This is a genomic window from Gemmatimonadota bacterium, from assembly GCA_016713785.1.
In the GTDB taxonomy this organism is placed as follows: domain Bacteria; phylum Gemmatimonadota; class Gemmatimonadetes; order Gemmatimonadales; family GWC2-71-9; genus JADJOM01.
The window spans coordinates 2,305,911-2,328,477 of the sequence record JADJOM010000003.1 but is presented as its reverse complement, the minus strand read 5'-3'; the positions used below and the strand labels follow the sequence as shown (position 1 = coordinate 2,328,477).

The 22,567-nt window shown below is 72.4% G+C and carries 20 protein-coding genes and 1 pseudogene; 2 read left to right on the top strand and 19 right to left on the bottom strand.

The genetic code is table 11. From position 1 onward, the window contains the following. Positions 1-7: 7 nt before the first annotated feature. The 4 genes from IPJ95_18545 to IPJ95_18530 all read right to left on the bottom strand — a co-directional run bounded on the left by IPJ95_18545 (position 8) and on the right by IPJ95_18530 (position 2,985). Positions 8-574, bottom strand: a complete 567-nt coding sequence (locus tag IPJ95_18545; protein ID MBK7925601.1) for a hypothetical protein — start codon at positions 572-574, stop codon at positions 8-10. 178 nt (positions 575-752) lie between these two features. Next, a complete protein-coding gene (locus IPJ95_18540; protein ID MBK7925600.1) occupies positions 753-1,124 on the bottom strand; it encodes a VOC family protein in 372 nt (123 codons plus the stop codon). 90 nt (positions 1,125-1,214) lie between these two features. Continuing rightward, a complete protein-coding gene (locus IPJ95_18535) occupies positions 1,215-2,381 on the bottom strand; it encodes a serine hydrolase (GenBank protein ID MBK7925599.1) in 1,167 nt (388 codons plus the stop codon). 157 nt (positions 2,382-2,538) lie between these two features. Continuing rightward, positions 2,539-2,985, bottom strand: coding sequence for a DUF1801 domain-containing protein (locus IPJ95_18530; GenBank protein ID MBK7925598.1), 447 nt, complete (start codon positions 2,983-2,985; stop codon positions 2,539-2,541). Between the two features lie 1,226 nt (positions 2,986-4,211). Between IPJ95_18530 and IPJ95_18525 the strand changes: the two genes are divergently transcribed. Beyond that, positions 4,212-4,670: a hypothetical protein gene (locus IPJ95_18525; GenBank protein ID MBK7925597.1), complete on the top strand. Its 459-nt coding sequence runs from the start codon at positions 4,212-4,214 to the stop codon at positions 4,668-4,670. A 196-nt stretch (positions 4,671-4,866) separates the two neighbouring features. Here the strand turns inward: IPJ95_18525 and IPJ95_18520 are convergent. The 11 genes and pseudogenes from IPJ95_18520 to IPJ95_18470 form a co-directional block, all read right to left on the bottom strand. After that, a pseudogene (locus IPJ95_18520) lies at positions 4,867-5,219 on the bottom strand (hypothetical protein). Positions 5,220-5,239: 20 nt separating this feature from the next. Further along, positions 5,240-5,563, bottom strand: a complete 324-nt coding sequence (locus tag IPJ95_18515) for a hypothetical protein (protein MBK7925596.1) — start codon at positions 5,561-5,563, stop codon at positions 5,240-5,242. A gap of 149 nt (positions 5,564-5,712) precedes the next feature. Then, entirely contained in the window at positions 5,713-6,378 is a 666-nt protein-coding gene (locus IPJ95_18510; GenBank protein ID MBK7925595.1) for a cyclase family protein, read from the bottom strand. A 121-nt stretch (positions 6,379-6,499) separates the two neighbouring features. Beyond that, positions 6,500-9,982 carry an ankyrin repeat domain-containing protein gene (locus tag IPJ95_18505; protein ID MBK7925594.1) on the bottom strand — a complete coding sequence of 1,161 codons (3,483 nt, stop codon included), beginning with the start codon at positions 9,980-9,982 and terminating at the stop codon, positions 6,500-6,502. A gap of 220 nt (positions 9,983-10,202) precedes the next feature. Beyond that, a complete protein-coding gene (locus IPJ95_18500; GenBank protein MBK7925593.1) occupies positions 10,203-10,625 on the bottom strand; it encodes a hypothetical protein in 423 nt (140 codons plus the stop codon). A gap of 38 nt (positions 10,626-10,663) precedes the next feature. Next, positions 10,664-11,179, bottom strand: coding sequence for a hypothetical protein (locus IPJ95_18495; protein ID MBK7925592.1), 516 nt, complete (start codon positions 11,177-11,179; stop codon positions 10,664-10,666). After that, positions 11,176-11,445 carry a hypothetical protein gene (locus IPJ95_18490; GenBank protein ID MBK7925591.1) on the bottom strand — a complete coding sequence of 90 codons (270 nt, stop codon included), beginning with the start codon at positions 11,443-11,445 and terminating at the stop codon, positions 11,176-11,178. Before IPJ95_18490 ends, IPJ95_18495 begins: the two co-directional genes overlap by 4 nt. Positions 11,446-11,501: 56 nt before the next feature. Further along, on the bottom strand, positions 11,502-12,206 hold the full coding sequence (locus IPJ95_18485; GenBank protein MBK7925590.1) for an endonuclease/exonuclease/phosphatase family protein: 705 nt from the start codon (positions 12,204-12,206) through the stop codon (positions 11,502-11,504). 148 nt (positions 12,207-12,354) lie between these two features. Further along, positions 12,355-12,963, bottom strand: coding sequence for a hypothetical protein (locus IPJ95_18480; protein MBK7925589.1), 609 nt, complete (start codon positions 12,961-12,963; stop codon positions 12,355-12,357). A gap of 66 nt (positions 12,964-13,029) precedes the next feature. Beyond that, positions 13,030-13,263, bottom strand: coding sequence for a hypothetical protein (locus IPJ95_18475; GenBank protein ID MBK7925588.1), 234 nt, complete (start codon positions 13,261-13,263; stop codon positions 13,030-13,032). A 126-nt stretch (positions 13,264-13,389) separates the two neighbouring features. Next, positions 13,390-14,376, bottom strand: a complete 987-nt coding sequence (locus IPJ95_18470; GenBank protein ID MBK7925587.1) for an amidohydrolase family protein — start codon at positions 14,374-14,376, stop codon at positions 13,390-13,392. A 72-nt stretch (positions 14,377-14,448) separates the two neighbouring features. Here IPJ95_18470 and IPJ95_18465 point away from each other — a divergent pair, with 72 nt between their 5' ends. Further along, positions 14,449-14,949, top strand: a complete 501-nt coding sequence (locus IPJ95_18465) for a VOC family protein (GenBank protein MBK7925586.1) — start codon at positions 14,449-14,451, stop codon at positions 14,947-14,949. Between the two features lie 885 nt (positions 14,950-15,834). On the opposite strand, the gene IPJ95_18460 is transcribed toward IPJ95_18465, so the two are convergent. The 4 genes from IPJ95_18460 to IPJ95_18445 all read right to left on the bottom strand — a co-directional run bounded on the left by IPJ95_18460 (position 15,835) and on the right by IPJ95_18445 (position 22,527). Continuing rightward, positions 15,835-18,351: a zinc-dependent metalloprotease gene (locus IPJ95_18460; protein ID MBK7925585.1), complete on the bottom strand. Its 2,517-nt coding sequence runs from the start codon at positions 18,349-18,351 to the stop codon at positions 15,835-15,837. A gap of 164 nt (positions 18,352-18,515) precedes the next feature. Continuing rightward, a complete protein-coding gene (locus IPJ95_18455; GenBank protein ID MBK7925584.1) occupies positions 18,516-20,156 on the bottom strand; it encodes a D-aminoacylase in 1,641 nt (546 codons plus the stop codon). An 80-nt stretch (positions 20,157-20,236) separates the two neighbouring features. Further along, positions 20,237-21,919: a serine hydrolase gene (locus IPJ95_18450; protein MBK7925583.1), complete on the bottom strand. Its 1,683-nt coding sequence runs from the start codon at positions 21,917-21,919 to the stop codon at positions 20,237-20,239. Beyond that, positions 21,916-22,527, bottom strand: coding sequence for an NAD(P)H-binding protein (locus IPJ95_18445; protein MBK7925582.1), 612 nt, complete (start codon positions 22,525-22,527; stop codon positions 21,916-21,918). The genes IPJ95_18450 and IPJ95_18445 overlap by 4 nt, the downstream gene beginning before the upstream one ends. Positions 22,528-22,567 lie beyond the last annotated feature (40 nt).

Genomic DNA, 22,567 nt, shown 5'->3' with positions numbered 1-22,567 from the left:
GGGCGGGTTACGACGGCCGCGTGAGCCGCGCGATCGCCACCCCGGTGGCCAGCCCCAGGGCCAGTCCACCGCCCGTCATGGTGCCAAGATAGAGCGCCGCGCCGCCCAGGCCGCGCAGTGTCCCGCCCCGGCTCAATCGGTCGGCGTACGCGGCGGTGACCGCCGCGAGGGCCCAGCCCGCGGCGCTCGCCGCCACCCACCACCCCGCCCCGGGCACCTTGCCGCGGAGCAGCAGCGCCTGCCACACGCCGACGATCAGGCCGCCGCTGATCACGCACCAGGTGAGCGAGTAGGCGAGGTCCCAGTGCCGCAGGCCGGCGATGTCGGTGACCAGGAAGGGCAGCGCAAGCCCCACCGCCGTGGCCACCGCCCATGGCACCGCGCGGCCCAGGATACCGCGCAGGGCCCGGCCCTGGAGCAGGCCCACCCCGGCGCCCATCCCCAGGCCCACCATGACCTGCGCACCACCGATGCCGAGGGACTCGCCGAGCAGCGCGAAGAGGATCACGAACGGGATCCCGAGGATCCAGCCGAGCCAGGTGGCGCGAAGCCAGGCGGGGAGGCTCACGGGCATGCAACAGCTCCGGTGTGAGACAGCGTGATGCCATGGCCCTGCGGGTCACGCTGTGGTGCGAGGTGCCGGACCAGTTCCGCGCGGCACCTGCACCCCGTCGGGGGAAGGCCTGAGGCGCAGCTGATCGTCTCCCGGAAATCTGGTGTCCCGGACGCGCCTGGCAAGCGCGGCGGCCGGCTCAGCGGTGCTGGTCCACGAGGACCGGGTTGCCGTCGGGGTCCACGGCCACGAAGCTCGCCGGGCCCGTGGTGCCCTCGTCGGCCTCGGGCATGAGCGTGACGCCCTGCGCCTTGAGCTGGCGCTGCAGCTCGCGCACGTCGGTGAAGCTGGGCAGGGGCTGGGCGCTGGTGTCCCAGCCCGGATTGAAGGTGAGGATGTTCTTGTCGAACATCCCCTGAAACACCCCGATCAGGGCGTCCCCGTTCTTGAGGATGGCCCAGCGGCGTTCGGGGTCGCCGCCGAAGACCCTGAACCCGAACTTCTCGTAGAACGCGATCGAGGCGTGGATATCCTTGACGGCGAGGCTGATGGAGAATGCACCGAGCTGCACGTCCCGCTCCGGGGTTGGGGGAGGGCCGAGGATAGCATCCGGGGGGCCGGCGCGCGTCACCCGAACGGGTGATCGGACGCCACCGGGGCCCTATCGCCCCACCACCGCCCGCGCCAGCCGCTCCCGCAGCTGCCGGATCGGCAGGCCGCCGCGCCCGGGCAGGATATTCCAGCTGTTGAACACCACCACCAGGTCGAGGTCGGGAAAGGCCATCGGCCACTGGCCCCCGAAGCCGGACCCGCCCCAGATGGACCTGGCATCGTCCAGCGGATCCGGGTAGAGCCACCAGAGGTAGCCGTACTTCGGGGCCCCGGGTGCCGGGCTCACGCTGACCGCCGGCGTCACCGACGCCCGGACCCACTCCGGCGAGACCACCCGGGTCCCGTTCCACTCGCCCGCCCGCAGGAACAGGTACCAGATCCGCGCCAGGTCGCGAGCCTCGAGGTACAGGCCGCCCTCGGTATCCGCGGTGCCGCTCGGCGAGCGCTTCCAGAACCACTGGCGGATGCCGAGCGGGCCGAAGAGGTGTCGCGCCGCGTACTCCTCGATGTCCATCCCGGTGGCCCGCCGGAAGACGTGCGCCAGCAGCGCGCTCTCCCCGCTGCTGTAGTTGAACTCCGTCCCCGGTTCCCGCATCATCGGCCGGTCGATGGTGAACTGCACCCAGTCGGGGCTTGCCTCGAGCGCGCTGCCGGTGTTGTTGGGGTCGATATAGGGCAGGTTCTCGTTCCAGGAGAGCCCGCCGGTCATGGTGAGCAGGTGGCGCACCGTCATCCGGCGCTTGCGCTCGTCGATGTTGGCCACCCTCGCGGTATCGAACCAGGCCAGCACCGGCGTGTCGATGGAGGGAAGTCCCCCGCGCGTCACGGCCACCCCGATGATCACCGAGGTGATGGTCTTGGTCACCGACTGCAGGGTGTGCAGGGTGCCGCGGCGGTAGTACGGATGCCACCACGGATTGAAGTAGTTGTAGGGGCCGCTCAGGTCGCCGGCGTTGAGGGGATTGGTCGCCCGGGCGGAGTCACCGTAGGCGGCGTCGTAGTCCTGGACGTAGGACCGGTCGTACGCCACGGTGCCGTGCCGGATCACCAGCATCCGGTCCACCAGGCCATACCTGCCGGCCGTGATCTCGGCGTCGATCGAATCGAGCACGGCGGCGTTGAGCCCTACCCGCGCCGGCGCGGCGGTAGGCCAGTCGCGGCCCGGTGCCGGCTGTTGTGCCGGCGCGGCCTCCACGTTGAAGGCCGCGAGAAGCATCAGCAGGGCGGGGGCGCCATGGCGCCAGGCGGTCGATCGGGCAGGGTGGGGCAGGCGCATCGGGTGGTCCATCAGAATAGGGAAGGAACGTGACGGGTGCCGGGAAGCTACCGCTGGCCGGTGACTGCAGCGCCGGCCTTACCGGGTTCGTACCGTGCTACCGCGATGCCCCTTTTGCCGGCGCGTACCGCTTGCGGGTGTCGGCCACCGAGCGGCTGATCAGTTCCTCCAGCGCCGCCAGGTCCACCCCCGCGAGCCCGGGCAGGTAGAGGCACGCCTTGCCGGTCTTGTGCTTGCCCAGCCGCTTGAGCAGCCGCTGGGCCGTGGCCGACTCGTAGCCGCCGAGCAGGTAGACGCTGATGTCGCCCTTGCGGTTGGAGAATCCCACCACGCAGCTGTCACCCTCGTGCCCGCTGGCGTACTTGTAGTGGTACTGGTCGAACCCCACGATGCTCGCGCCCCACAGCACCGGCTTGCAGCCGGTGACCCGCGTCATGAGCGTCGCGAGGGTCTTGCAGTCCTTCCGTCGCGCCGGGTCCTTGATAGCGTCGAGGTAGCTGGCCACGCTCAGCTTCGTGGCCTTGGTCTTGGCTTCGTATGCCACGGAACGTCTCCGGGAGGGGATGGACTGCTGCGAGGATCGGGGTTGCTGCCAAGCTACGGGAAGCTGGGGCCACGCCGCCAGTCGAAGGCCGCCCTAGGGGTGCGGCCCCCGAACCGACCAGCCGGGACAGGCTGAGCAGGGTGACCACGAGGAGGGTCCAGAACGCCACGGTGGGAACGGCCGGCGGAGTCCGTCCCCGCGACGCCAGCCGCAGCACGCCGTACACCACCCCGCAGAAGATGAGCGCGCCGATCGCCACCCCGATCACGTGGCCCACCAGGAACGACGTCCCCCGGGCCGCCTCCCCGGCACCGGGGGGTGTCAGGAACACCAGGAGGCCGAGCAGGACTGCGGCGCCCAGGGCAAAGGGCCACTGGGGCCGGCGCGTGGCCGGGCTCGGCGCAGGGGGTGTGGCGGTCATGGCGTGGCCTCCCGCGGGTGGTGGGGCTCCATCAGGGCCTGCGCATGCTGCGACGGCGCCTGGCAGGGCGTCCCCCTCCGGGTGCTCAACCGTGTAGTGCTGGCCGAGGGGGAGGCGGAAGGCGCCGGACACCTGGTAGGTGATCGTGGGCGAGAGGTAGGACACCAATGCGAACGCGAAGCGGCCCGCCACCAGGCTGTCGCCGAAGTCCACGCCGCTGATCGTCAGGTGACCCGGGCTGAGCGAGTCGGTCCGGTACGCCAGCCCCGCCGGCCCCAGGAAGTGGGTGCGCGCAAAGCTGCCGGAGACCGGGTCGCCCAGCGGGAACCGGCCGGCGCGCCGCAGGTCGGCCACGTGGATCTCGAGCACGTCGGCATCGGGAATCGGCGGATCGAGCTGGGCCACGAGGAGCGTCATCCCGAAGTCGCCGCACCCCGCCTGCGAGACCAGGGACCCGAGGGTGTCGCCATCCACGACGATCCGCAGGAACGGGTCTCCGGCGAGCGTCGGCCCCTGGCTCTCGCCGCAGCCCGCGAGGAGCAGGGGCGGGAGCAGCACCCACGCGGCGAGGGTCCTTGGGCGGCGCGCGGGTCGCGGCGTCACTGGCGCGGGGTGGGCGGGCATCGGGAATCCCCTGGGCATCGTGGCTGGCGGGCCGCCCACCGTGGCGCCGGGCGACCGGTCCCAAGCTACCGGCCGTCCGGTGCGCCGTCCATCACCGGTGCGACCCGAAGGGACGATGGCGCATCCCATCCTGCAACCCGCCACTCCGGCGGCCCCCTCACCCTATCCCGTGGAGCCCCCGATGTTCCGTTCGGTCGTGTGCGCCCTCCTGCTCGGCACCACCACGCTCAGCGCCCAGCAGCCGGCGCTGGTGGGCACCTGGCGCCTGACGTATCCCGCCGGCATGCGCATCGAGAACGGCGTGGCCACCCCCATCATCTCGGAAGGCACCCTCACCGTCACGGCCCAGGGCGACTCCCTCATCGGCAGCCTGCTCACCGATCCCATCCCGGACATGCCGGCCCGGCCGGCCGCCCGGCTGGCGGCGCCGACGTCCGCCGGCGACGAGGCGGTCTTCACCGGCCGCTCCGAGGCGACCCTCAACATGAACGGGGAGGAACAGAAGGCCACCGTCGTCAGCACCTGGAAGCTGGTGGCGCGGGGCAACGGCGTGACCGGCACCGTCGAGCGCCGGATCGAGGGCATGGAGATGGGCGGGGGCGGTCCCCAGCCAGTGACGGGCACGCGCGCCACGAGCTGAGCGGTGCTCTGCCGCCGGTCCGCCGCGGGTCACCGGCGGTCGCCGCCGGCGAGGACCAGCGTCGTGGCGAGAACGAGCGACCGATGACGCACGTGTACTCAGGGGTGGGAGGGGGCCGGCGCCCCGGATGGCGACGCAGGCCTGAGCTGTGGCGGGCGGGGCTGCCGACAAGGGCACCGGCCCGGCGGGTGGCGAGCTACACCCACCCCCGCCATCGCGCCAGCGCGAGGAGCACGCCCGCGAGGAACAGCGTGCCGAAGACCTCCTTGTTGTGGCGCGCCAGCCACTCGGGGAGATAGATGTCGAAGTTGGGCCGGCGGTCGGCGGTGTAGCGCGCCGCCACGGCGGTGAGGGGCAGGTCCAGCGGTTGGCCATGAGGATCACCACTTCCACCGCCACGATCCCCATGCAGGTGAACGCCACCGCGTGCCGGCCGAGCAGCGCGCCCGCCCATACCCCGAGGATCGAGGCCACGAAGAAGGCCCACACCGAGGAGTGCAGCAGCTTCACCAGGCGCAGCCGGCCGGGATCCTCACGGGGCGGCTTCATGGGTCCTGGGGGGGCGGGGCTCATGCCTCCCCTGCAGGCGCCCACCGGCCTGCCCGGGCCCCCACCAGCCCGCACATCCCCACGAGCACCAGCCATCCCGCCGTGACCAGCGCGCGCAGGAAGAGCGGCAGCGCCGTCGCCGGCGCGTCGCCACCGAACATCATCTGGTGCTCCGGTCCGAGCGGGAGGAACCGGGGCACCACCGGCAGCCGCAGCCAGGTGACGAGCCCGGCCGCGATGAGCAGCAGGGCGCCGAGCAGCAGCGCGAACGCCGACAGGCAGCGCAGCGCCTGGCGGCAGTCATCGGGGAGCAGGGGGGCAGGTCGGGCGAGGTCGGTGGTCATGGCACGAGTATGGTATCGTGGCCCTACGGGGCCGCCGCGAGACGGGGTTCAGCGGGGGGCCCCGGCACCGGCACGGGCACCTGCCACCACGAGCATGCCGCCGCCGGACACAAGGGAGGATGAAGCCGGGGTGAGGGCGCCGCGATCCGCTACGCCATCGCGAATGCCCGGATCGGGAAGGTCCCGAAGCCCTTCACCTTGACCGGGACGGCGAAGAACCGGCTGCCTCGGTCCGGCAGCTGGCCGAGCGCCGAGAGGTGTTCCACGATCGGGATGTCCTGCCCGAGGAGGGTGGTGTGCACCGGCCGCTCGCCGGTGTCCACGCTGTCGATGTTGAAGGAGTCGATCCCCACCAGCGTCACCCCCGCCCGCGCCAGCCATTCCGCGAGCTCCCCGGTGAGGTACGGGTGCCCCTCGAAGTACTGGTCGGTCCGCCAGTGCCGGTCCCAGCCGGTGTGGATCAGCACGGCCTTGCCACGGACCTCGTCGGCGCGGAACGGCAGCCGGTCGATGGCGCGGCCCTGCCCCGGTTCCACCCGCGCCACCAGGCAATCGAGGTCGGCGAGGGAGGTGAGGGGGAGCGCCGCGAGGTCCTTGCCGTGCGCGTAGCGATGGAACGGGCTGTCGATGTAGGTGCCGGTGTTGGCCACCATCTCGATCTTGCCGATCTGGAACTCCGTGCCCGGCGCGTACCTTGCGCGCGAGGCCTCGCGGCTCAGGAAATCACAGATCACCGGGGCCGGGAGGCCCTTGTAGGTGATCATCCCGTGTTCCACGGTGTGGCTCACGTCGATGAGCCGTGCGGGGGTGGCCATGGCATCCTCCCGTGGAATGGTGTCTGGTGGGGTGGTCCGGCTGTGGGCCGGCACGCCCACGCGCCTCCCGAAGGTACGGCCGGGTGTCCGACCCGTCCACCACGAGAGGCGCGCCGCGCGCTCACCAGCTCGAGTGTCGCACCCGGACCCCGTCCCCGAACGCACCAGCGAAGCTCCCCGTGACCCGGCGGCCGCCCGAGACCTTGAGGCTGCGGAGCCGCGGCAGGCGCGCCGGGTGGGTGAGGCCGGCGTCGGTGAGCCCCGCGCACGACGAGAACTCCACCTCTTCCAGTGCCTCGACCCGGGAAAGCAGCTCCGGCGTCCGGTCGGTGATCCGGGTGTAGCTGGCGAAGTACCGCCGGAGTCGTGGCATGCCGGCCAGGTGCCCGGTGGCACGGTCGCCGGTGTCCCGGCAGTACATGAGCACCACCGACTCCAGCGTCTCGCACCGGCCGATGTGCCGGTACCCCTCATCCGGGATGTCCATCGGCATCAGCTCGCGCAGGGCCGGGAAGCGGGGCAGCAGCGCCAGGGTGTCGTCATCCACGTGCCGGCAGTTCACCGACAGCCCCGCCAGCGCCGGCAGCTCCGCGAGTGCCCGGAACCCGCGGTTGCCGAGGTTGGGACAGTGCCGCCCCCAGATCCGCTCCAGCGTGCGCGAGCGGCTGAGCGCCACCCAGCCGTCGTCACCGGTGGCGGTGTCCTGCACGCTCAGGAAGCGGAGCGCGGGCAGCGCGGCGATGGTCAGCATGGTGGCGTCATCGGCCTGGCAGGCCAGCCACTCGAGGTGCGGCAGGGCCCGGAGCGGCGCCAGGCCGGCACCGGTGATGGCCAGGCCCGGGTCGTCCACGTTGAGAGAGTAGAGGCCGTCGAGCCCCACCAGGGTGGCGAGCCCCCGGTCGGTGAAGGTGCCCCGCAGCACCAGGTGGTTGGGCTGCGCCACCGGCGACAGCAGTTCCATCCGGCGGGGCTCGTCGTGCCACGTCCGGAACCCCGGCACCTGGTGCAGCAGCGCGAGCCCCGCGTCGGTGACGCCCCGGCCACTGTGGAACCGGCGCAGCCGAGATTTCCCCGCCAGCGCGGCGATCGCCCCGTCGCCGGTGGCGGTGCCGGTGAGGTCGAGGTGCACCAGGCCGTCGCAGGCCGCCAGGTGCGTCATCCCGGCGTCGGTGACCCGCGTCGAGCCCAGTTCGAGTACCTGGAGCGCCGGCAACTCGCGCAGCACGGCGAGCCCCGCGTCGGTGATGGGCGTGCCACTCAGGTTGAGCCGCCGCAGGCCCGGAAGCGCCGCCAGGCTCCGCAGGCCGCGATCGGTCACCCCGCGACAGCCCGACAGGTCGAGCATCTGCAGGGACTCGACCCGGGGGAGCTCGGCGAGCAGCGCGTCGGTCAGTTGCCCGTGGCCGCCGAGCCCGCTGAACGACTCCGTGACGAGCCGGTCCCGCACCCGGTCCCACTCCCGTTCCGGCGCCACCAGCTCGAGGTCGCCGCCCTCACCCACCCGGCCCAGCCCCATCGGCTTGGCCAGCACCATCCCGGCCCGCGGCGGTTGCGCCGTGAAGGCGGTGAGCGCCGCCCAGCCTTCGAAGCCGTACTCCCTCGCCACCAGGTACCGGGCGTCGTCCACGGTGAGGTCGGCCTCGAGGTCGGCGTCGCCCTCCTGCCGGCCGAGGTCGAGCTGCACGTAGCGCCGCATGCCCTCCCACGCCCGGCGGTGCCAGGTCTGCCGCCAGTGCCGCTCCATGGCCCGCGGGGTACCGGTGTGATAGGCCTCGAGCAGCGCGGCCACCTTCTCGTCGTAGTCGGCCTGGGTGGGGCGCGAGGTCCCCGCGGCCGCCTCACGGAGCACCCGCGCCAGGTCATACATCCCCACCGACTCGGCCCGGTCGGCGGCGGTCTGGCCATCCCGGTTCCGCGCGCCCGGGTCCGCGCCATGGGCCAGCAGCAGGCGCGCCAGCTCGAGGGCATTGGCCTCGTTGTCCGTGGGCAGCCACATGAGCGCTGACTCGCCGCCCCCGCCCGCCTTGCCCAGCTCGGGATGCTCGGCGAGCAGCTGTCGCACCCGCTCCACCTTGCCCACGAACACCAGCCGCCCGAGGTCCCGGCTGTGGCCGGCGAGCAGGTCGATCATGGCCTCGTGCCCCGCGTACACCGCGTGGCCCAGCGGCGTCCCTCCGTGGGCATGCTCCACCGCGTCCACCGCGGCCCCGCGCGCCAGCAGCAGCCGCACCACGTCGAGCGCGTTGCGGTACGCCGCCGCATGGAGCGGCCGGAACCCCCGCGGGCCCTCGATGTCGGGGGAGATGCCGGCGTCGAGCAGGACCTCCACCGCATCCGCCCGGTTCGCCTCCGCCGCATGGAAGATCGGATGGTGGACGGACCGGAGCCGGGGCGTCCCGGCCACCAGCCGCGCGGCCTCGGCGCGGTCGAGCCGCATCGCTGCACTCGCGAGCGCTCCCACGGGGTCGAGCCGGACCGGGCCGACCGTCGCGCCGTGCTGCGCCAGCAGCTCGGCGATGTCGGTGGCGCCGGCCCGCACCGCCGTCTCGTACAGGGAGTACTGGGGGAACATCGTGCTGCGGGCCGGCGCCGCGTTGGGATTGGCGCCGTGGGCCAGGCACCACGTGGCCAGCGGCAGGTCGTGGTGCTTGATCGCGATGTCCAGGTGCCACCGGGCTCCGCTGCCGTAGCCGCCCATGTCGAGGAACGGCCACTCCGGGTCGTCCCAGTCCGCGCCGCGCCCGAGGGCGACGGTGCGCTCATGGATGAGCTCGAGCCACCACAGTACGCGGCCATCGAGGTGCAGGTTGTAGATGACCTGGTTGTCGTAGGGGTCGGCGCCGCGCCACAGGAGCAGCCGGGCCAGCGCCTCGCGCGCCGGGTGCGGGGGCCGGTCCTCCTCGCCCTCGCCCATCACCCCCACGAGGGCGGTGTAGCGGCAGTCGCCGGCCGGGAAATAGGCGTTGGGATCGGCGCCGGCGTCGAGCAGCGCCGTCGCGATGGCCACCGCATTGGCTTCGGCCGCGGGCAGCGGCAGCCGGGCGTAGCACAGGTACAGCAGTGGCTCCCACCCCTTGGGGCCCAGGTCGCGGTAGAGGTCGCCGCTCTGCCCCACGCCGCCGCGGCCCGGCCCCGGCTCCCCGGCGCGCCGCCGGGCCAGCTCGGGCTGCTCCGCCAGCGCCTCCCGGACGGCGTCGAGGTCGCCGCAGACGATCTCGGTCTGGAGCGTGGCCCCGGCCAGGTCAGGGAAGCGATCGAGCAGCCGGAGCGCGGTGTGCCGCGCGCGCCGGAAGTCGGCATGTCCCCGCACGTGGTGATCGGGGCAGGCGTTGTCGAGGAAGCGGGAAATCAGGGTGGCTTCGCTCGGGTCGGCGGCGGGTCGCGTGGCCAGCGCCTCGCGGAGCGCGGTCCAGCCGGGCAGCCCGAACTCACGGGCGAGCGCGTGCTGGATGTCGCGCAGGGTGGGCGCGGTCGGCAGGTGCTCGAGCGCGCGGGCCAGCCGCGCGCGCGCGTCGGTGCTCCCGGCGCGGAGCGCCTTGAGCCAGCGCTTCGCTTCGCGGGTGAAATGCTCGAGACGGCTGTGGGGCGTGAGGGTCCTGGACATGACCTTCCTCCGTAGCGCCTGGTGTCCGCTGAGCACAGGCTTGGAAGAAGGTTCGGCGATGGATCCTGCGAACCAGACTGGGTGGAGGAATCCTCCTTGCCGCGGACCAGAGGTGCCCCAGCGCACGCTGGGACACAGGATGCCGCCGCGGGCGCGGGGTGTCAAGCCACGGGCGGGCACCCCGCGGCCGCGCGGCGTCCATCAGGCCTGCGTCGAGGCGCTACCGACTGCAGTCGCTCACGAGCACCGAGTCGGGCGCCGGCAGCTCACGGGTGGTCGTGCCATCCGGCGCCGGTGCGTCGAGGCGCACCGTCACCAGCTCGGTCACGCCATCGGGGCTGAGTCGCCCCGACATGACCCGGCCCAGCCGCTGCTCGTCGCCGGGGTGGTAGGCGCACATCGGCGGGCCGGCGCGCTTGGGAGCCTCCCCCGCCGGGGCGAGCGTCGAGTGGTGCACCAGGGGCGGGGGCCCAGGGGGGGCCGGTGACGGGGCGGTGCTGGCCGCGGCGCTGTCGGCCACCGCGACGGCCCGTGCCAGCCGCGCCTTCTCCCGTTCCTTGGCCTCTTCCCGGACGATGTTCGCCAGCACCGAGAGCAGGAACGCCAGCCCGAACAGCATGAGCGTCTTCTTGCGGGACAGCATCGATCCGCGTCCTCCCGGCCAGGGGGATGGCCCCGGGCCTAGTCCTTGAGGTACACCTCGCCCACCGTGATCTCGATGACCCGTCCTTCTTCCACCATGAGCCAGATCCCGCGCTGGTCATCCGGCCCCTCGTCCATGCAGAACAGGTACTCCTCGGCGAAGCACGAGGTTCCGTACAGCTCGACCGCGCGTTCCACGGTGTCGCCGACGCGCAGGCCACGCGCGGTGCGCGGACCAGGCCCAGTAATGTGGAGCTGCGAGATCCGCCCATCCCCCACCGAGAGGTCCATGGACAGCATCAGCCAGTGTCGGGTGCAGATCCAGTTGGGGTTGTACAGCGAGTCGGGTGGGCCGAGGATGCTGTCGATCAGGGCGTATGGCGCGTGATACGGGAGGCCGAGAACCGTGAGGTCCGCCGCGCTGAGGGGGGGCGGTGTCTGCGCTGCCGCCGGCGCCGCGAGCAGCAGGGTGGTGAGGAGCGCCGGGGGGAGGCTTCGTGGGAACGTCTTGCGGCCCGTCAGGGCCCGCAGGATGCGATGCCGGAAGCCGTTCACGCCCGCGGCTCCGGCGGCAGCGCCGGCCGCTCCCGTGCCTGCGCCAGCATCCGCTCCGCGAACTCGACCCGCTCCTGCAGCTCCGCCATCTCGCCCTGCAGCACCGCCACCTGGTGGGCCAGGGCGGCCGTCTCCTCGCCGTCGCCGGAGCGGAGCTTGGCCTCCTCCAGCTTCATCCGCTGCAGCTTGAGGATCACCGACGAGATGATCCCCGTGACCGCGACCCCCATGAGCATCACCGGGACGAGGACGAACAGGCCGTTCATGTCGGTGCCACCAATGGCAGGAAGTGGAAGCCGGGCCGCGCACGGACCGGAGAAAGTTACACGCGATCCGCGCCGGGCGCCGCCACGTCCACGATGAGCGGCATGTGGTCGCTGCTCCCCGCCCACTCGGCGTGCGCGCCGACCTCGACCCCGGTCACGCGGCCCGCCCAGGCGTGCGGCAGGAAGCAGTAGTCGAGGTGGTAGGGCCGGTGGGCGTGGCGATACTCGTAGAAGGTCGGCCGGCGCTCCTGTCCGTGCGGCTCGCCGGAGTGGTCGTGGTACGCGCTCACCAGGCCGAGGCCGTCGAGCACGCGGACCAGCGCGGAGTGGCTGAGGCCCGCGGGGTGCTCGTGGTCCCAGATCGCATTGGAGTTGAAGTCGCCGAGCATCACGGTGGGCGCGGACCCGATCAGCCGCCGGGACGACGCCACCGCCCGGTGCGTTCCGCGCACGTAGCGATCGGCGCCGTCGTGGCAGGCCCACACCGCCCACAGGAGGAACGACTCGGGCCCCGTCACCCGGAGCGGCAGCAGGTAGCGCGGCAGGTTGGTCCGCCGGGTGGCCCGGCGGATGCGCCAGGGCGGCCGCGCGATGACGCCGAGTCCCTTTCGCGGGTTGTGCCCGATCCAGACATGTGACCCGGGCGACTGCGGCAGGCGCGGGCACTCCGGGATCACGGCGAGGTCCGGCGCGAGCGCCGCAAGCCGGGCGAGCTTCCGCTCCAGCGGGCCGGTGCAGCAGTTCCAGGCGACGAGGCGCAAGTGGGGCGGGTCGGGGGCCTGACGCGGCGGGGCAGCGCCCCTCATGGAACCTGGAAGGTCACGCACGCCGGCGCCCGGTCCCGCAGCACGGCGTCCTGCGCGCAGCGCATGACGTAGACCCGCACCAGCTCCTCCACCGTCAGCCCGGCTATCGCCCCGCGGCCCCTGCCGCGTGCGCCTCCAGGGTCACCGGCGTTGCGAGCCAGGCCTGCACCCAGGCGCTCCAGGCGGCCTGTTGCTCCTCGTGGGTGCCGTGCGCGGTCTCGCGGTCGTACCGGTCCTGCAGCTGCCGTGACGCGGTGTCCAGGCTGTCGAACAACGCCCGCGCCCGGGCCAGGTCATGCGGGCACAGGCCGTCCGCCGCGCCAAGGGCACGGCGCAGCTCCCGGCCGAAGAGCTCGGTGAGGTCGAAGTGCGTCCGCTCGTGGCGCAGCATCGCGGCACTGGCCGCCGGATCGGCCCGCACGTCGGGGCGCACCCAGGATTCCATCGTGGAGAAGGTGGTGAGCACGGTGAACCGCGCCTCCTGCCCCAGGCACCCGATGAGGTAGGTGACCGTGCTGACGGTTTCCGCGGCCTTGAACAGGCCGGCGTGGGGTCGCGCCCGGAAGTCGCTCCAGGTGAGCGGGCGGGCGGAATCCCAGGCGACGTGGCCACCGGCCTTGGCGTGCTCCAGGGCCTCGCGCGCCAGCTGCTCCGTGGTCTGGGCCGCGCCGCGCGCAGGCACCCCGCACGCCAGGAGGCCCCACAGGAGCATCCCTCCGCGCCAGCGTCTTGCGAGGGAGACGCCCCGACCCGTCACGAGTCGCCCGGCGGTCACGCCCTACTCCGGATCCCGCAGCATGTCCCGCGCCCGCCGCAGGGCGTCCGCATACTCCGGCGACAACGGCTCCACCAGCTCCCGCTCCAGCAGGCACGCCAGGTTCCACAGCGCGCGCTGCTCGGCCTGGTCCGCGAGCGTGAGCGCCCCCGATGCGCTGAAGCGTTGCAGAAGGTCGTGCAGCACCAGCGCCTCGTCGTGGGTCAGCGTCAGGGTCACGGCGCCGTCGGTGGGCATGGGTGGGTCTCGGGCGGGAATCGGTGAGGCCGGGCGCGGAAGGCGGGGCAGGGGCGCCCCCATCGGCCTCGGCGATATCGCTAGGACGCGCGCGGGCGGGCGGCGTCGCACACGGCCGTGGGGGGCTCAGGGTAGGGGTGGGGCCTCGGGCTCCGGGCACGCCCACGGCGCGCACGACCGCACCAGCGTCGCACGTTCCTCCGCCGTGAGTCCCAGTCGGTCGAGCGCCCGCACCGCGTCCTCCACCGACTGCACGTCGAAGTCCGAGGCAAAGACGAACCGCTGGAGCCCGATCCGCCGGATCTCCCGCATCAGCCGGGTGGTGGTGGTCGCGTCCTCCCCGGGCGCCGGCACGAACGACAGGTCGAACAGCAGGCCCTGCGCCGCCGGTGTCCCCTCCAGGATGTGCTTCGCGAAGACCCGGAGCACCGCCACGTGATTGTCGCCGAGCAGCGGGAGGCCCCCGGCGCCGTGCGCGATCTGCACCGGCAGGCTCCCTGCCCGCGGCAGGACGTCGGCAATGAAGAACTCCGCCTCCCGCGCCCCGAAGGTCCCGCCCCCCACGTGGATGACGATCGGCATCCCCTGCGCCGTCGCCGTCCCGACCACCTCCGCCACCCGGGCGCGCTGGGCCGAGTCCGTGAGGTCCACGCCCAGGACGGTCAGGTGGAGCTTGAGGCCACGCAGCACCGGGCTGCCCCGCCAGTGCGCCAGCTCCTCAAGCGCCGACGGCTGCAGCGGGTCCACCGACAGGAATCCCGCCAGCCGGTCGGGGTACTGCGCCACCTCCGCCGCCGTGAACTCGTTTTCCCGCCGCACCAGCAGCGCCACGGAGTCGGGCGGGAGCCCGAGGCTCGGAAGGCCGTAGATGTAGGCAGTCGAGAGCACCACACCCCGTCGCACGTGTGCCTGGTCGAGCGCGCGGATCGCGTCGGCGGCGAGCACGGCCGGCGGGGCGGTGTGGAACGCGCCGCATTCGCCCACCCGGGCGCAGAGGTCAACGGAACCGAGGTGCATGTGGTGATCGGCGGGAAAGGCGGAGGTGGCCGGGCGATACCGCGCCAGGCGGTACCCGGCCAGCGCCAGCAGCAGCGCGGCGGCGAACGGAGCCACCAGTCGAACGCGCCCGGAACCTTTCCCGGCGTTGGTCCGTCTGTCTGCCCGGCCCACTACCCGGAGCATGGCATGGTCATCCGACGTTGCATCCTGATCCTCGGGCTGGCGCTCGGTCCCGGCGCGGCGGCCGCGCAGGTCGAGGTAGTGGGGCCGAGCTTCGCGGCGCTCTCCGTGCCGGACCTCGCCGCGAGCGTGCAGTGGTATCGCGACATCTTCGGCCTCGACGTGGTCTTCGAGGCCGCGGCCCCCGACTCATCCACGCGGGTGGTCCTCCTGGCCGGGCGCGGGCTCCGCGTCGAGTTCGTCTGGCACCGGACGGCGCGGTCCCTGTCGTCGTACGCCGGGGCCCCGACCGCCCCCGACCAGGTGTTCGGGCCCGCCAAGCTCGGCTTCTTCGTCGCGGACCTCGATGCGGCCCTGGCGTCGCTCCGGCGCCATGGGGCCACCATCGAAGGCCTGTGGCTCGAACGTCCCGGGCACGTCCCCCCCGAGGATACCCTGTGGACCAGGAACATCCTGGTGCGCGACAACAGCGGCAACTACCTCCAGCTGTTCGAGCGGCGGCCATGAGGACGCCCTGCGGGGGACCGTAGCGCCTCCGTGGCCCGGGACGTCAGCGCCGCGGCGGATCGCGCCTGCTCTTCCGCCACACGAACCCCACCATGAGCACCACGATCAGGATCACCCACCAGTACGCCTGGATGAACCGGATCATGTTGTTCTCCTTAGACGAGGATCTGGCGCATGCCGGCCGTGGGCGGATGGTGGAGAGGGTAACATGTGCCGGGCAGCGGGAGGATGCCAGACGCCTGACGTCGCCGACCTCGGGCCCGCACGGCGGTGCACGGCCGCGGAGGCCGCATCGCCGGCTCCCCAGGCTGATCGGGCCGCTTCCGGACGGGTGGCGCTGGCGTATCTGCGTGGTCCGGCAGTTTCCGACCGCGTGCAGCCGGTTGCTCGGGGCGGCCATGCGGCTTCCAGGCAGGTGGCGCCGGCGTATCACGGTGGTCGGGTAGTTCCCGGCCGCGGGTAGCCGGTATCTCAGCATGGTTACGCGGCTGCTCGACGTGTGCCGCTCGTTCCGCAGGCCGGTCGCGCGACTTCCGAACGCGTGCCGCCCGTTCCGCAGGCCAGGCACGCGACTTCCGAACGCGTTCCGGTGCGCTCGCCAGCCGTTCACGCGGCTTCGCAACGCATTCCGCCGCTTCCCAAAGCCCTTCACACCGGAGCGGAACGCGGTACAACGGGCCTGGCACGCCGCTCGACCGTCCCGAAGGGCGTGACGGTGCGTTCGCAGCTCCGATGCGCCCGTCCGTGACCGCCTTCGTCCCCGATCCCCGCCCGAAACGAGCGAAGGATCCCCGCAGATCCGTAGCCGGACCTGCAGGGATCCCTCGTGGTGCCCGGACGGTGGCGTACCGCCCTACCGCCCTACCGCCGTACCGCCGTACCGCCCTACTTCTCCGGATCCAGAATCGCCTCCACCCGCGCGACCACATCCCGCAGGTGCAGCACCGTCACCCGGTCCGTGGAGCGTGCCGCGGCGCTCGTGGCCTCCCGCTTGATCTGCTCCAGGTCTCCACGCGCGAAGGCGCGGATGTCGGACTGGCCGACGTTCACGTTGGTCACCGTGACGAACCGCGCGAACTCCGGCGGGATCGGCGGGAGCTCCTGGGTCATCAGGTACTGCATCCGGTCCAGGTAGCCGCGCTGCAGGTTGCGGCGGTACTCATCCACCGGTCGCGCCGCCGCCAGTTCACCCCACACCGCGGCGTGGGCGTCGGTGAACAGCTCTGCCAGCGTGTAGGCGTCCTTCCCCAGGGCCGCCTCGGACTCGATCAGGCGCTGCATCCGCCGCGGCTCGAGCAGGTTGCTGAGCACCGCCACCTGCCGGGCCCGCAGCCGGTCCACGGCGCCGGCGTGCTCGAACCGGCTCAGGATGTCGCGGTTGAGCATCCAGGTCGGCGTGGCGAAGGCCTGCTCCGCCAGGAACCGGACGGCGGCCTTCTGCCGGGCGCGGGACACGATGGTGTACACCGGCCCGTCCTGCCCCTGCGCCTTCCGGGTCTGCTCCACCCCGCCGACGATGGTGGTCGCGTGGCCCATGTACCGGCCCCACTGCACCAGCACCTGGAGGTACATCTCCTGCAGCTGGCTGTAGTCCTCGCCCTGCTCGAAGGCGTAGGTGGGCAGCTGCGGAACGATGCGCTTCAGGTTGGCGATGCCGTAGGTGCCGGCCTTCACGCCGTCGTCACCCAGGTCTTCGGTCTGGCTGGTCGGGTCGATGCTGCTCGGGTCGCCGAAGCGGTAGAGCGGGTCGCCGGCGTGCTCGAGGACCCAGCCGTCGAGCATCGGCTTCTCGGCGTCGGGCGTGGTGGCCCCGATGATGGGCCGGTAGCCCCACCGGATGGCCCACTTGTCGTACACCCCGATGGCCGGGTGGAAGCTCACCCCGGTGTCGCCCGGCTGCGCGATATAGTTGAACCGCGCGTAGTCCATGATGGAGGGCGCGGTGCCCATCCGCTGCGTGAAGCTCGCCGAGCGGAGCGAGTCGACCGGGTACGCGCTCGACGCCTTCATGTTGTGCGGCAGGCCGAGGGTGTGGCCCACCTCGTGGCTCGACACGAACCGCACCAGCTCGCCCATCACGGCATCGGCAAACGCCACCCCGCGGGCGTCGGGGTTCACCGCCGCGGTCTGCACCAGATACCAGTTGCGGAGCAGGTTCATCACGTTGTGGAACCAGCCGATGTCGCTCTCCAGGATCTCACCGCTCCGCGGGTCCACCACGCTGGGCCCGTAGGCGTTCTCGATGTCCGAGGGGTAGTAGCGGATCACCGAGTACCGGGCGTCCTCCGGGTCGAACTCGGGGTCCTCGGCGGCCGTCGGCGGGTCCCGGCCCACGATGGCGTTCCGGAATCCGGCCTCGGCGAAGGCGACGTTCCAGTCGTCCACGCCCTGCTTGAGGAAGGGGCGCCACTTGAGCGGGGTGGCCGGGTCGATGTAGTACACGATCTGCTTGACCGGCTCCACCAGCTCGCCCCGCTGGAACGCCGCCGTGTCCTTCGGCTCCAGCCGCCAGCGGCTGATGTAGCAGCGGTCCACCGCCCGCTGCGCGTCGATGCCGTAGTCGGTCTGGTCGATCGAGAAGAAGCCCACCCGCTTGTCGCAGCGTCGTGCCTGCATCGGGGTCGCCGGCAGCACCACCATCGAGTGCGCCATCTCCACCGTGATGGTGTTGGTCTCCGCGTTGCTCGGCGCCTTGCCGGCGTCGTAGGTGAGGACGGCCCGCACCTCGACGTTCTGCGGGTAGCTCCGCACCGCGCCCAGGTAGCTGCGGTTCTCGTCCAGCCGCCGCACCTGGTAGGCCTCACGCCGCCCCTTCTCGAGCCCGAACAGCGCCACGTCGGCGGTGTAGGTCTTCGAGATGTCGACGAGCACCGCCGTGGTGTCGCCGTTGTAGGCCACGATGGGGAGCGCCGCCACGATCGGCTCGAAGTTGGCCGCGCGCACTGCCCGGCTGATCGGCAGGGTGCTGTCGGCCACGTTCAGGTAGCTCACCGTGCGCAGCAGGATCTTGTCGCCCTGCCGCTCCCACCGCACCACCGACTCGTTGGTCTCCTCGCCGCCGTAGCCGATGTTGGTGGCCGTCCGCGCGATGCGGCTTACCAGCAGCATCTCGCGGCCCAGGGTGGCGTTGGGGATCTCGTAGAAGGTGGAATCGCCCTGGGTCCAGACCGTGAAGAGCCCGGAATCGGCCTTCGCCTTGTCGGTGATCAGGTCCTTGAACGCCTTGATCCTGGGCTTGGGCGTCTTGGTACTGTCGGCCCGGGCGCCTGCCGGACGGCCGCCATTGGCGCTGGTGGCCGGTGCGGCGCCGGGGGCCGGCGCAGGGGTCGTGGCGGGCTGGGCGGCGGCGCACGCGGCGGTGGCCAGCAGGAGTGCCGCGGCAGTCAGGCGATGCCGGATCATGCGGGTCCTCGATGGGGAATTGACGGGGCGTGAGACGGGCGGGAAGCTACGGGCCCGCGCGGCGACGGGGAAGGGGGATGCTTCGCCGCCCCGCATTCCGGGGCATCACGCGCTCGGCCTCTCCCCCCGCTTCCCGTTGCCCGCTCTCCGCGTTCCTGTCCGTCTCACGTCCCCCGCTTCACCACCCGGCCTGGCGTGAGGCCCGTGTGCTCCCCGTCGCGGATCACCTGCACCCCGTTCACGAACACCTGGCGCACCCCGGTCGCGTACTGGTGCGGGCGGTCGAAGGTGGCGTGGTCGGTGATCGTGGCCGGGTCGAACACCACCACGTCGGCGTAGTAGCCGGGCGTCAGGGTTCCGCGGCGCGCCAGGCGCAGGTTGCTGGCCGGCAGGCTGGTCAGCTTCCGCACCGCCTCGGGGAGCGACAGCACGCCCTCCTCGCGGGTGTACTTGCCGAGCACCCGCGCGAAGGTGCCATAGGCCCGGGGGTGCGGGTTGGACCTGAGGAACACGCCCTCCGGCGCGATCGACGACGCGTCCGAGGCGAACGAGAGCCAGGGCTGCACGATCTGCTTCCGGAGGTTCTCCTCGGACATCGTGAAGTAGATGCACTCGATCCGGCTCCGGTCGGCGATGATCAGGTCCATGGCGGCGTCCTCGGGGCTCTGGCCCCGCAGCTCCGCCACCTCCTTGAGCCGCTTGCCCACGTACTGGCGGAGGCTGTCCTGCTTGAAGCCCGCGAGCAGCACGCCCTCCGGGCCGCCCGGACCCGCAAAGGCGCCCCCGCGCCGGGCCCACTCCGCCTTGAGCCGCCGCCGCACCGCCGGGTCCATCAGCCGCGCCCGCCACTGGTCGAAGCCCCCCTCCCGCACCCACCCGGGCATGACCGCGTCGAGGCCGGTGGCGCTCGCGGGGTAGGTGTACATGTCGGCGGTGATCGTGCGCCCCGCCCGGTGGGCGGAGTCGATCCGCGCGAGCACGGTGTCCATCCGCCCCCAGTTGGCGCGGCCCGCCGCCTTGAGGTGATAGATCTCCGCCCGCACCCCCGCGTCCCGCGCGATGCGCAGGAACTCGTCCACCGCGTCGAGCAGCGAGTCGTTCTCGTTGCGGATGTGGGAGATGTAGAGGCCGTCGTACTGCGCCACCACCTTGCTCAGCGCCACCAGCTCCTCGGTGGTGGCGAACATCCCCGGCTCGTAGATGAGCGAGCTGCCGAGCCCGACCGCGCCGTCCTGCATCGCCTGGTCCACCAGCGCCGCCATCCGCGCCAGCTCCTCCGGCGTGGCCGCGCGCGACGCGTGCCCCAGCACGTGCTGCCGCACCGTCGCCGCCCCGACGAAACTGGCCACGTTGGTGGACACGCCCTGCGCCACCAGGGTGTCGAGATACCCGGCCAGGGTGGTCCAGGTGATCGGGAACCTCACCTCGCCCATCCCGGCCAGGTACTCGGCCTTCATGCTGTCGGAGAGGGGACCCATGGATTCCCCCTCGCCGAACACCTCGAGCGTGACCCCCTGCCGCAGGTCGCTCTGCGAGCGGCCGTCAATCAGCAGCGCCTCGGTGGCCCAGCTCAGCATGTTGATGAACCCCGGCGCCACCGCCAGGCCGGTGGCGTCGATGACCTGCCGGGCCCGCGCCCTGGAGAGATCGCCGACCGCGGCGATGCTGTCGCCCCGGAGGCCCACGTCGGTCACCACCGCCGCGGCGCCGCTGCCGTCGTACACCGTGCCGCCGCGGATGATGACGTCGTAGCCCGGACCGCCGCAGGCGGTGAGCAGGAGGGCGAGCAGGACGGCGGGGCGCATGGGGGCTCCCAGGGGGCGGTCAGGGCGATGAAGGCGGAAGGCGGTGCGCGGCGGGCGGCACGAGAGCGCCGCCGCGCCGCCTACTCCACGAAATATCGGTAGTACTCCATCCCGGAAAACGTCACCTGCAGCACCTGGCCGTCCACCACCGGCCCGAACCGGATCCGCTCGGCCGAGAGCGGGTCGCCGACGCGGTACTCCCCCGTGGGGAGCAGCGTCAGCAGCTCCTCCGAGCCGCCGGGGCTCACCCAGTAGAGCCGGTCCTTCCGGTGGATGATGCGGAAGTTGGGTTCCCACGGCTGCATGATCCGGTAGTGCCCCACGTAGGCGTCCCAGAGCCTCGGCGTGCTCCAGCGGGTGGGCCCGCGGTACCGGGCATTGCGATACCAGGCACCGCCCACGCTGACCTCGGTGACAGCGCCCGCGCTGTCACGATGGAACGCAATCGGGAAGATGGCGAAGTCCGGGCGGGGACCGAGGAAGGTGTCATCGCCGTAGCTGAGCAGGGCCACCACGGTGTCGCGGACCAGCAGCAACGAGTCACCGGCCGCGGTGAAGACCAGGGAATCGCCCGTCGGGCTGGTAAAGGTGCCGGCGTAGTCGCCGGCGTTGGCCGTCGCCAGCGGGTTGTCCGGGGCCGGAAGGTCGGGGAGGCTGTCGCCGGTCATGGCGGCCGAGAGGGCACGCACCGCGAATCCTGCCACGCCGCCGGCGCTGCCCGGGCCGTTCACGAAGGCCACGGCGCCGATGCCGAGCTGCGGCTCGCCGATCATCATGCTGGTGAAGCCGAGCATCCCGCCGCTGTGGGAGAAGATCGGCTTGCCGTTGAGGGCGCCCCCGAACATCCCGTAGCCATAGGTGCCCTCGCCCTCCCCGGTCCGGGCATGCGGCGCCATGATCCGCTGCCAGTCGGCCTCCTCGAGGATCCGGCCGGTCGGGGTGGCGCCGCGATTGAGCAGCATGGTGAGGTAGCGCGCCATGTCGGGGGCGGTGGAGACCAGCGCCCCGTCGCCCGAGCCGTACTCGATCCAGGGCGCCACCACCTGCGGGTCGCCGGGGTGCTCGGGGCGGTCGTCGTACAGCCCGGTATACGCCGTGGCCATCGTGAGGCGGGTGGCGTTGCTGAAGGTCGGGTCGGTCCGCGTCATGCCAAGCGGCGTGAGGATGCGGCGCCGGATGATCTCGCCGTAGTCGCCGCCGTCCAGCTTCATCAGGACCTGCCCCATCACCTGCCAGCCGATGTTGGAATACTCCCAGCGTGCCCCCGGCGCGGAGCCCATGGTCCGCTCCCGCGCCTTCCACGCCTGCGCCGGGCTGGACGGGATGTCGTCGCGATCGCGGGTGATGCCCGAGGTGTGGGTCATCAGGTCGTGGCCGGTCACCGGGCGCCACTTCGTCTTCGGGGTGAACCAGGGCAGGTAGCGCTGCGCCGGGAGCATCGGGTCAAACCTGCCCTCCGCCCGCAGCTGCATCAGCGCCACCGCCGTGAAGCTCTTGCTGATGCTGCCGATCTGGAACCGGGTCTCGGCGCTCACCGGGATGCGCCGCTCACGGTCCGCCCAGCCGTAGGTGCGCACCAGGAGCAGCCCGCGCCGGTCCACCAGCGCCAGCGCCAGGCCCGGGGTTCCCGCCTCGCGCATCATCTGCTCGGCGTAGCGGTCGATGAGCCGGAAGGCGGGGCGGAGCCCCATCGTGTCGCGCTGGGCGGCGAGGGGCGCGGCGCACAGCAGGGCCAGGGAGAGCACGCGGGTGACACGGATCATGGGCGGGATCGCTGGATATGGGGAACGTCCACGACGCGCCAGCCGTCGGCCGGCGCCTCCACCGCGGCCACCAGCGCCGCGAGCATCTGGTCGAGCGTCACCAGGCCGAGCCGGCGCGCGCCCTCGCGTGTCGGCGGAAGCACCCGGCCCAGGGCGTACCACGGGGTGAGCAGCACCGGCCACCAGTGCCCCGGGCCCAGCACGTACCAGGGCCGGAGGATCGTGGCGGGGAGTCCGCTGTCACGGATCAGGGCCTCGGCCCGGACCCGCGCGGCGATGTACGCCTGCATCAGCGGGGCCGGATGGGCCACGCTGACATAGAGGAAGTGCCGCACGCCCGCCGTGACCGCCGCCGGCACCGCCGCCGCCACCGAGGCCAGGTCCACCGAGAGGAACTGCTGCGCCTTGGCCGGGGAGGGGTGCGACACACCGACCAGGTGAATGAAGGTCTCGGCCGGTGCCACCCGCGCCGCGTAGGACAATCCGTGCAGCGCGTCGCCCCGCACCACCTCCACGCCCCCGGGCAGCCGTGCCTCCGAGCCGGCGCGGGCCAGCGCGCGCACCGCATGGCCCCGCGCCACCAGCCGCTCCGCCAGGCGGCGGCCCATGTAGCCGGTGCCGCCGGTCAGGAAGATCTGGCGCGGAGGG

Bases quoted from the DNA above. Each gene is read 5' to 3' on its own strand.
- IPJ95_18545 (MBK7925601.1), bottom strand. From the start codon at position 574: ATGCCCGTGAGCCTCCCCGCCTGGCTTCGCGCCACCTGGCTCGGCTGG.
- IPJ95_18535 (MBK7925599.1), bottom strand. From the start codon at position 2,381: ATGCTTCTCGCGGCCTTCAACGTGGAGGCCGCGCCGGCACAACAGCCG.
- IPJ95_18525 (MBK7925597.1), top strand. From the start codon at position 4,212: ATGTTCCGTTCGGTCGTGTGCGCCCTCCTGCTCGGCACCACCACGCTC.
- IPJ95_18515 (MBK7925596.1), bottom strand. From the start codon at position 5,563: ATGACCACCGACCTCGCCCGACCTGCCCCCCTGCTCCCCGATGACTGC.
- IPJ95_18510 (MBK7925595.1), bottom strand. From the start codon at position 6,378: ATGGCCACCCCCGCACGGCTCATCGACGTGAGCCACACCGTGGAACAC.
- IPJ95_18505 (MBK7925594.1), bottom strand. From the start codon at position 9,982: ATGTCCAGGACCCTCACGCCCCACAGCCGTCTCGAGCATTTCACCCGC.
- IPJ95_18500 (MBK7925593.1), bottom strand. From the start codon at position 10,625: ATGCTGTCCCGCAAGAAGACGCTCATGCTGTTCGGGCTGGCGTTCCTG.
- IPJ95_18490 (MBK7925591.1), bottom strand. From the start codon at position 11,445: ATGAACGGCCTGTTCGTCCTCGTCCCGGTGATGCTCATGGGGGTCGCG.
- IPJ95_18480 (MBK7925589.1), bottom strand. From the start codon at position 12,963: ATGCTCCTGTGGGGCCTCCTGGCGTGCGGGGTGCCTGCGCGCGGCGCG.
- IPJ95_18475 (MBK7925588.1), bottom strand. From the start codon at position 13,263: ATGCCCACCGACGGCGCCGTGACCCTGACGCTGACCCACGACGAGGCG.
- IPJ95_18465 (MBK7925586.1), top strand. From the start codon at position 14,449: ATGGTCATCCGACGTTGCATCCTGATCCTCGGGCTGGCGCTCGGTCCC.
- IPJ95_18460 (MBK7925585.1), bottom strand. From the start codon at position 18,351: ATGATCCGGCATCGCCTGACTGCCGCGGCACTCCTGCTGGCCACCGCC.
- IPJ95_18455 (MBK7925584.1), bottom strand. From the start codon at position 20,156: ATGCGCCCCGCCGTCCTGCTCGCCCTCCTGCTCACCGCCTGCGGCGGT.
- IPJ95_18450 (MBK7925583.1), bottom strand. From the start codon at position 21,919: ATGATCCGTGTCACCCGCGTGCTCTCCCTGGCCCTGCTGTGCGCCGCG.
- IPJ95_18445 (MBK7925582.1), bottom strand. From the start codon at position 22,527: ATGGGCCGCCGCCTGGCGGAGCGGCTGGTGGCGCGGGGCCATGCGGTG.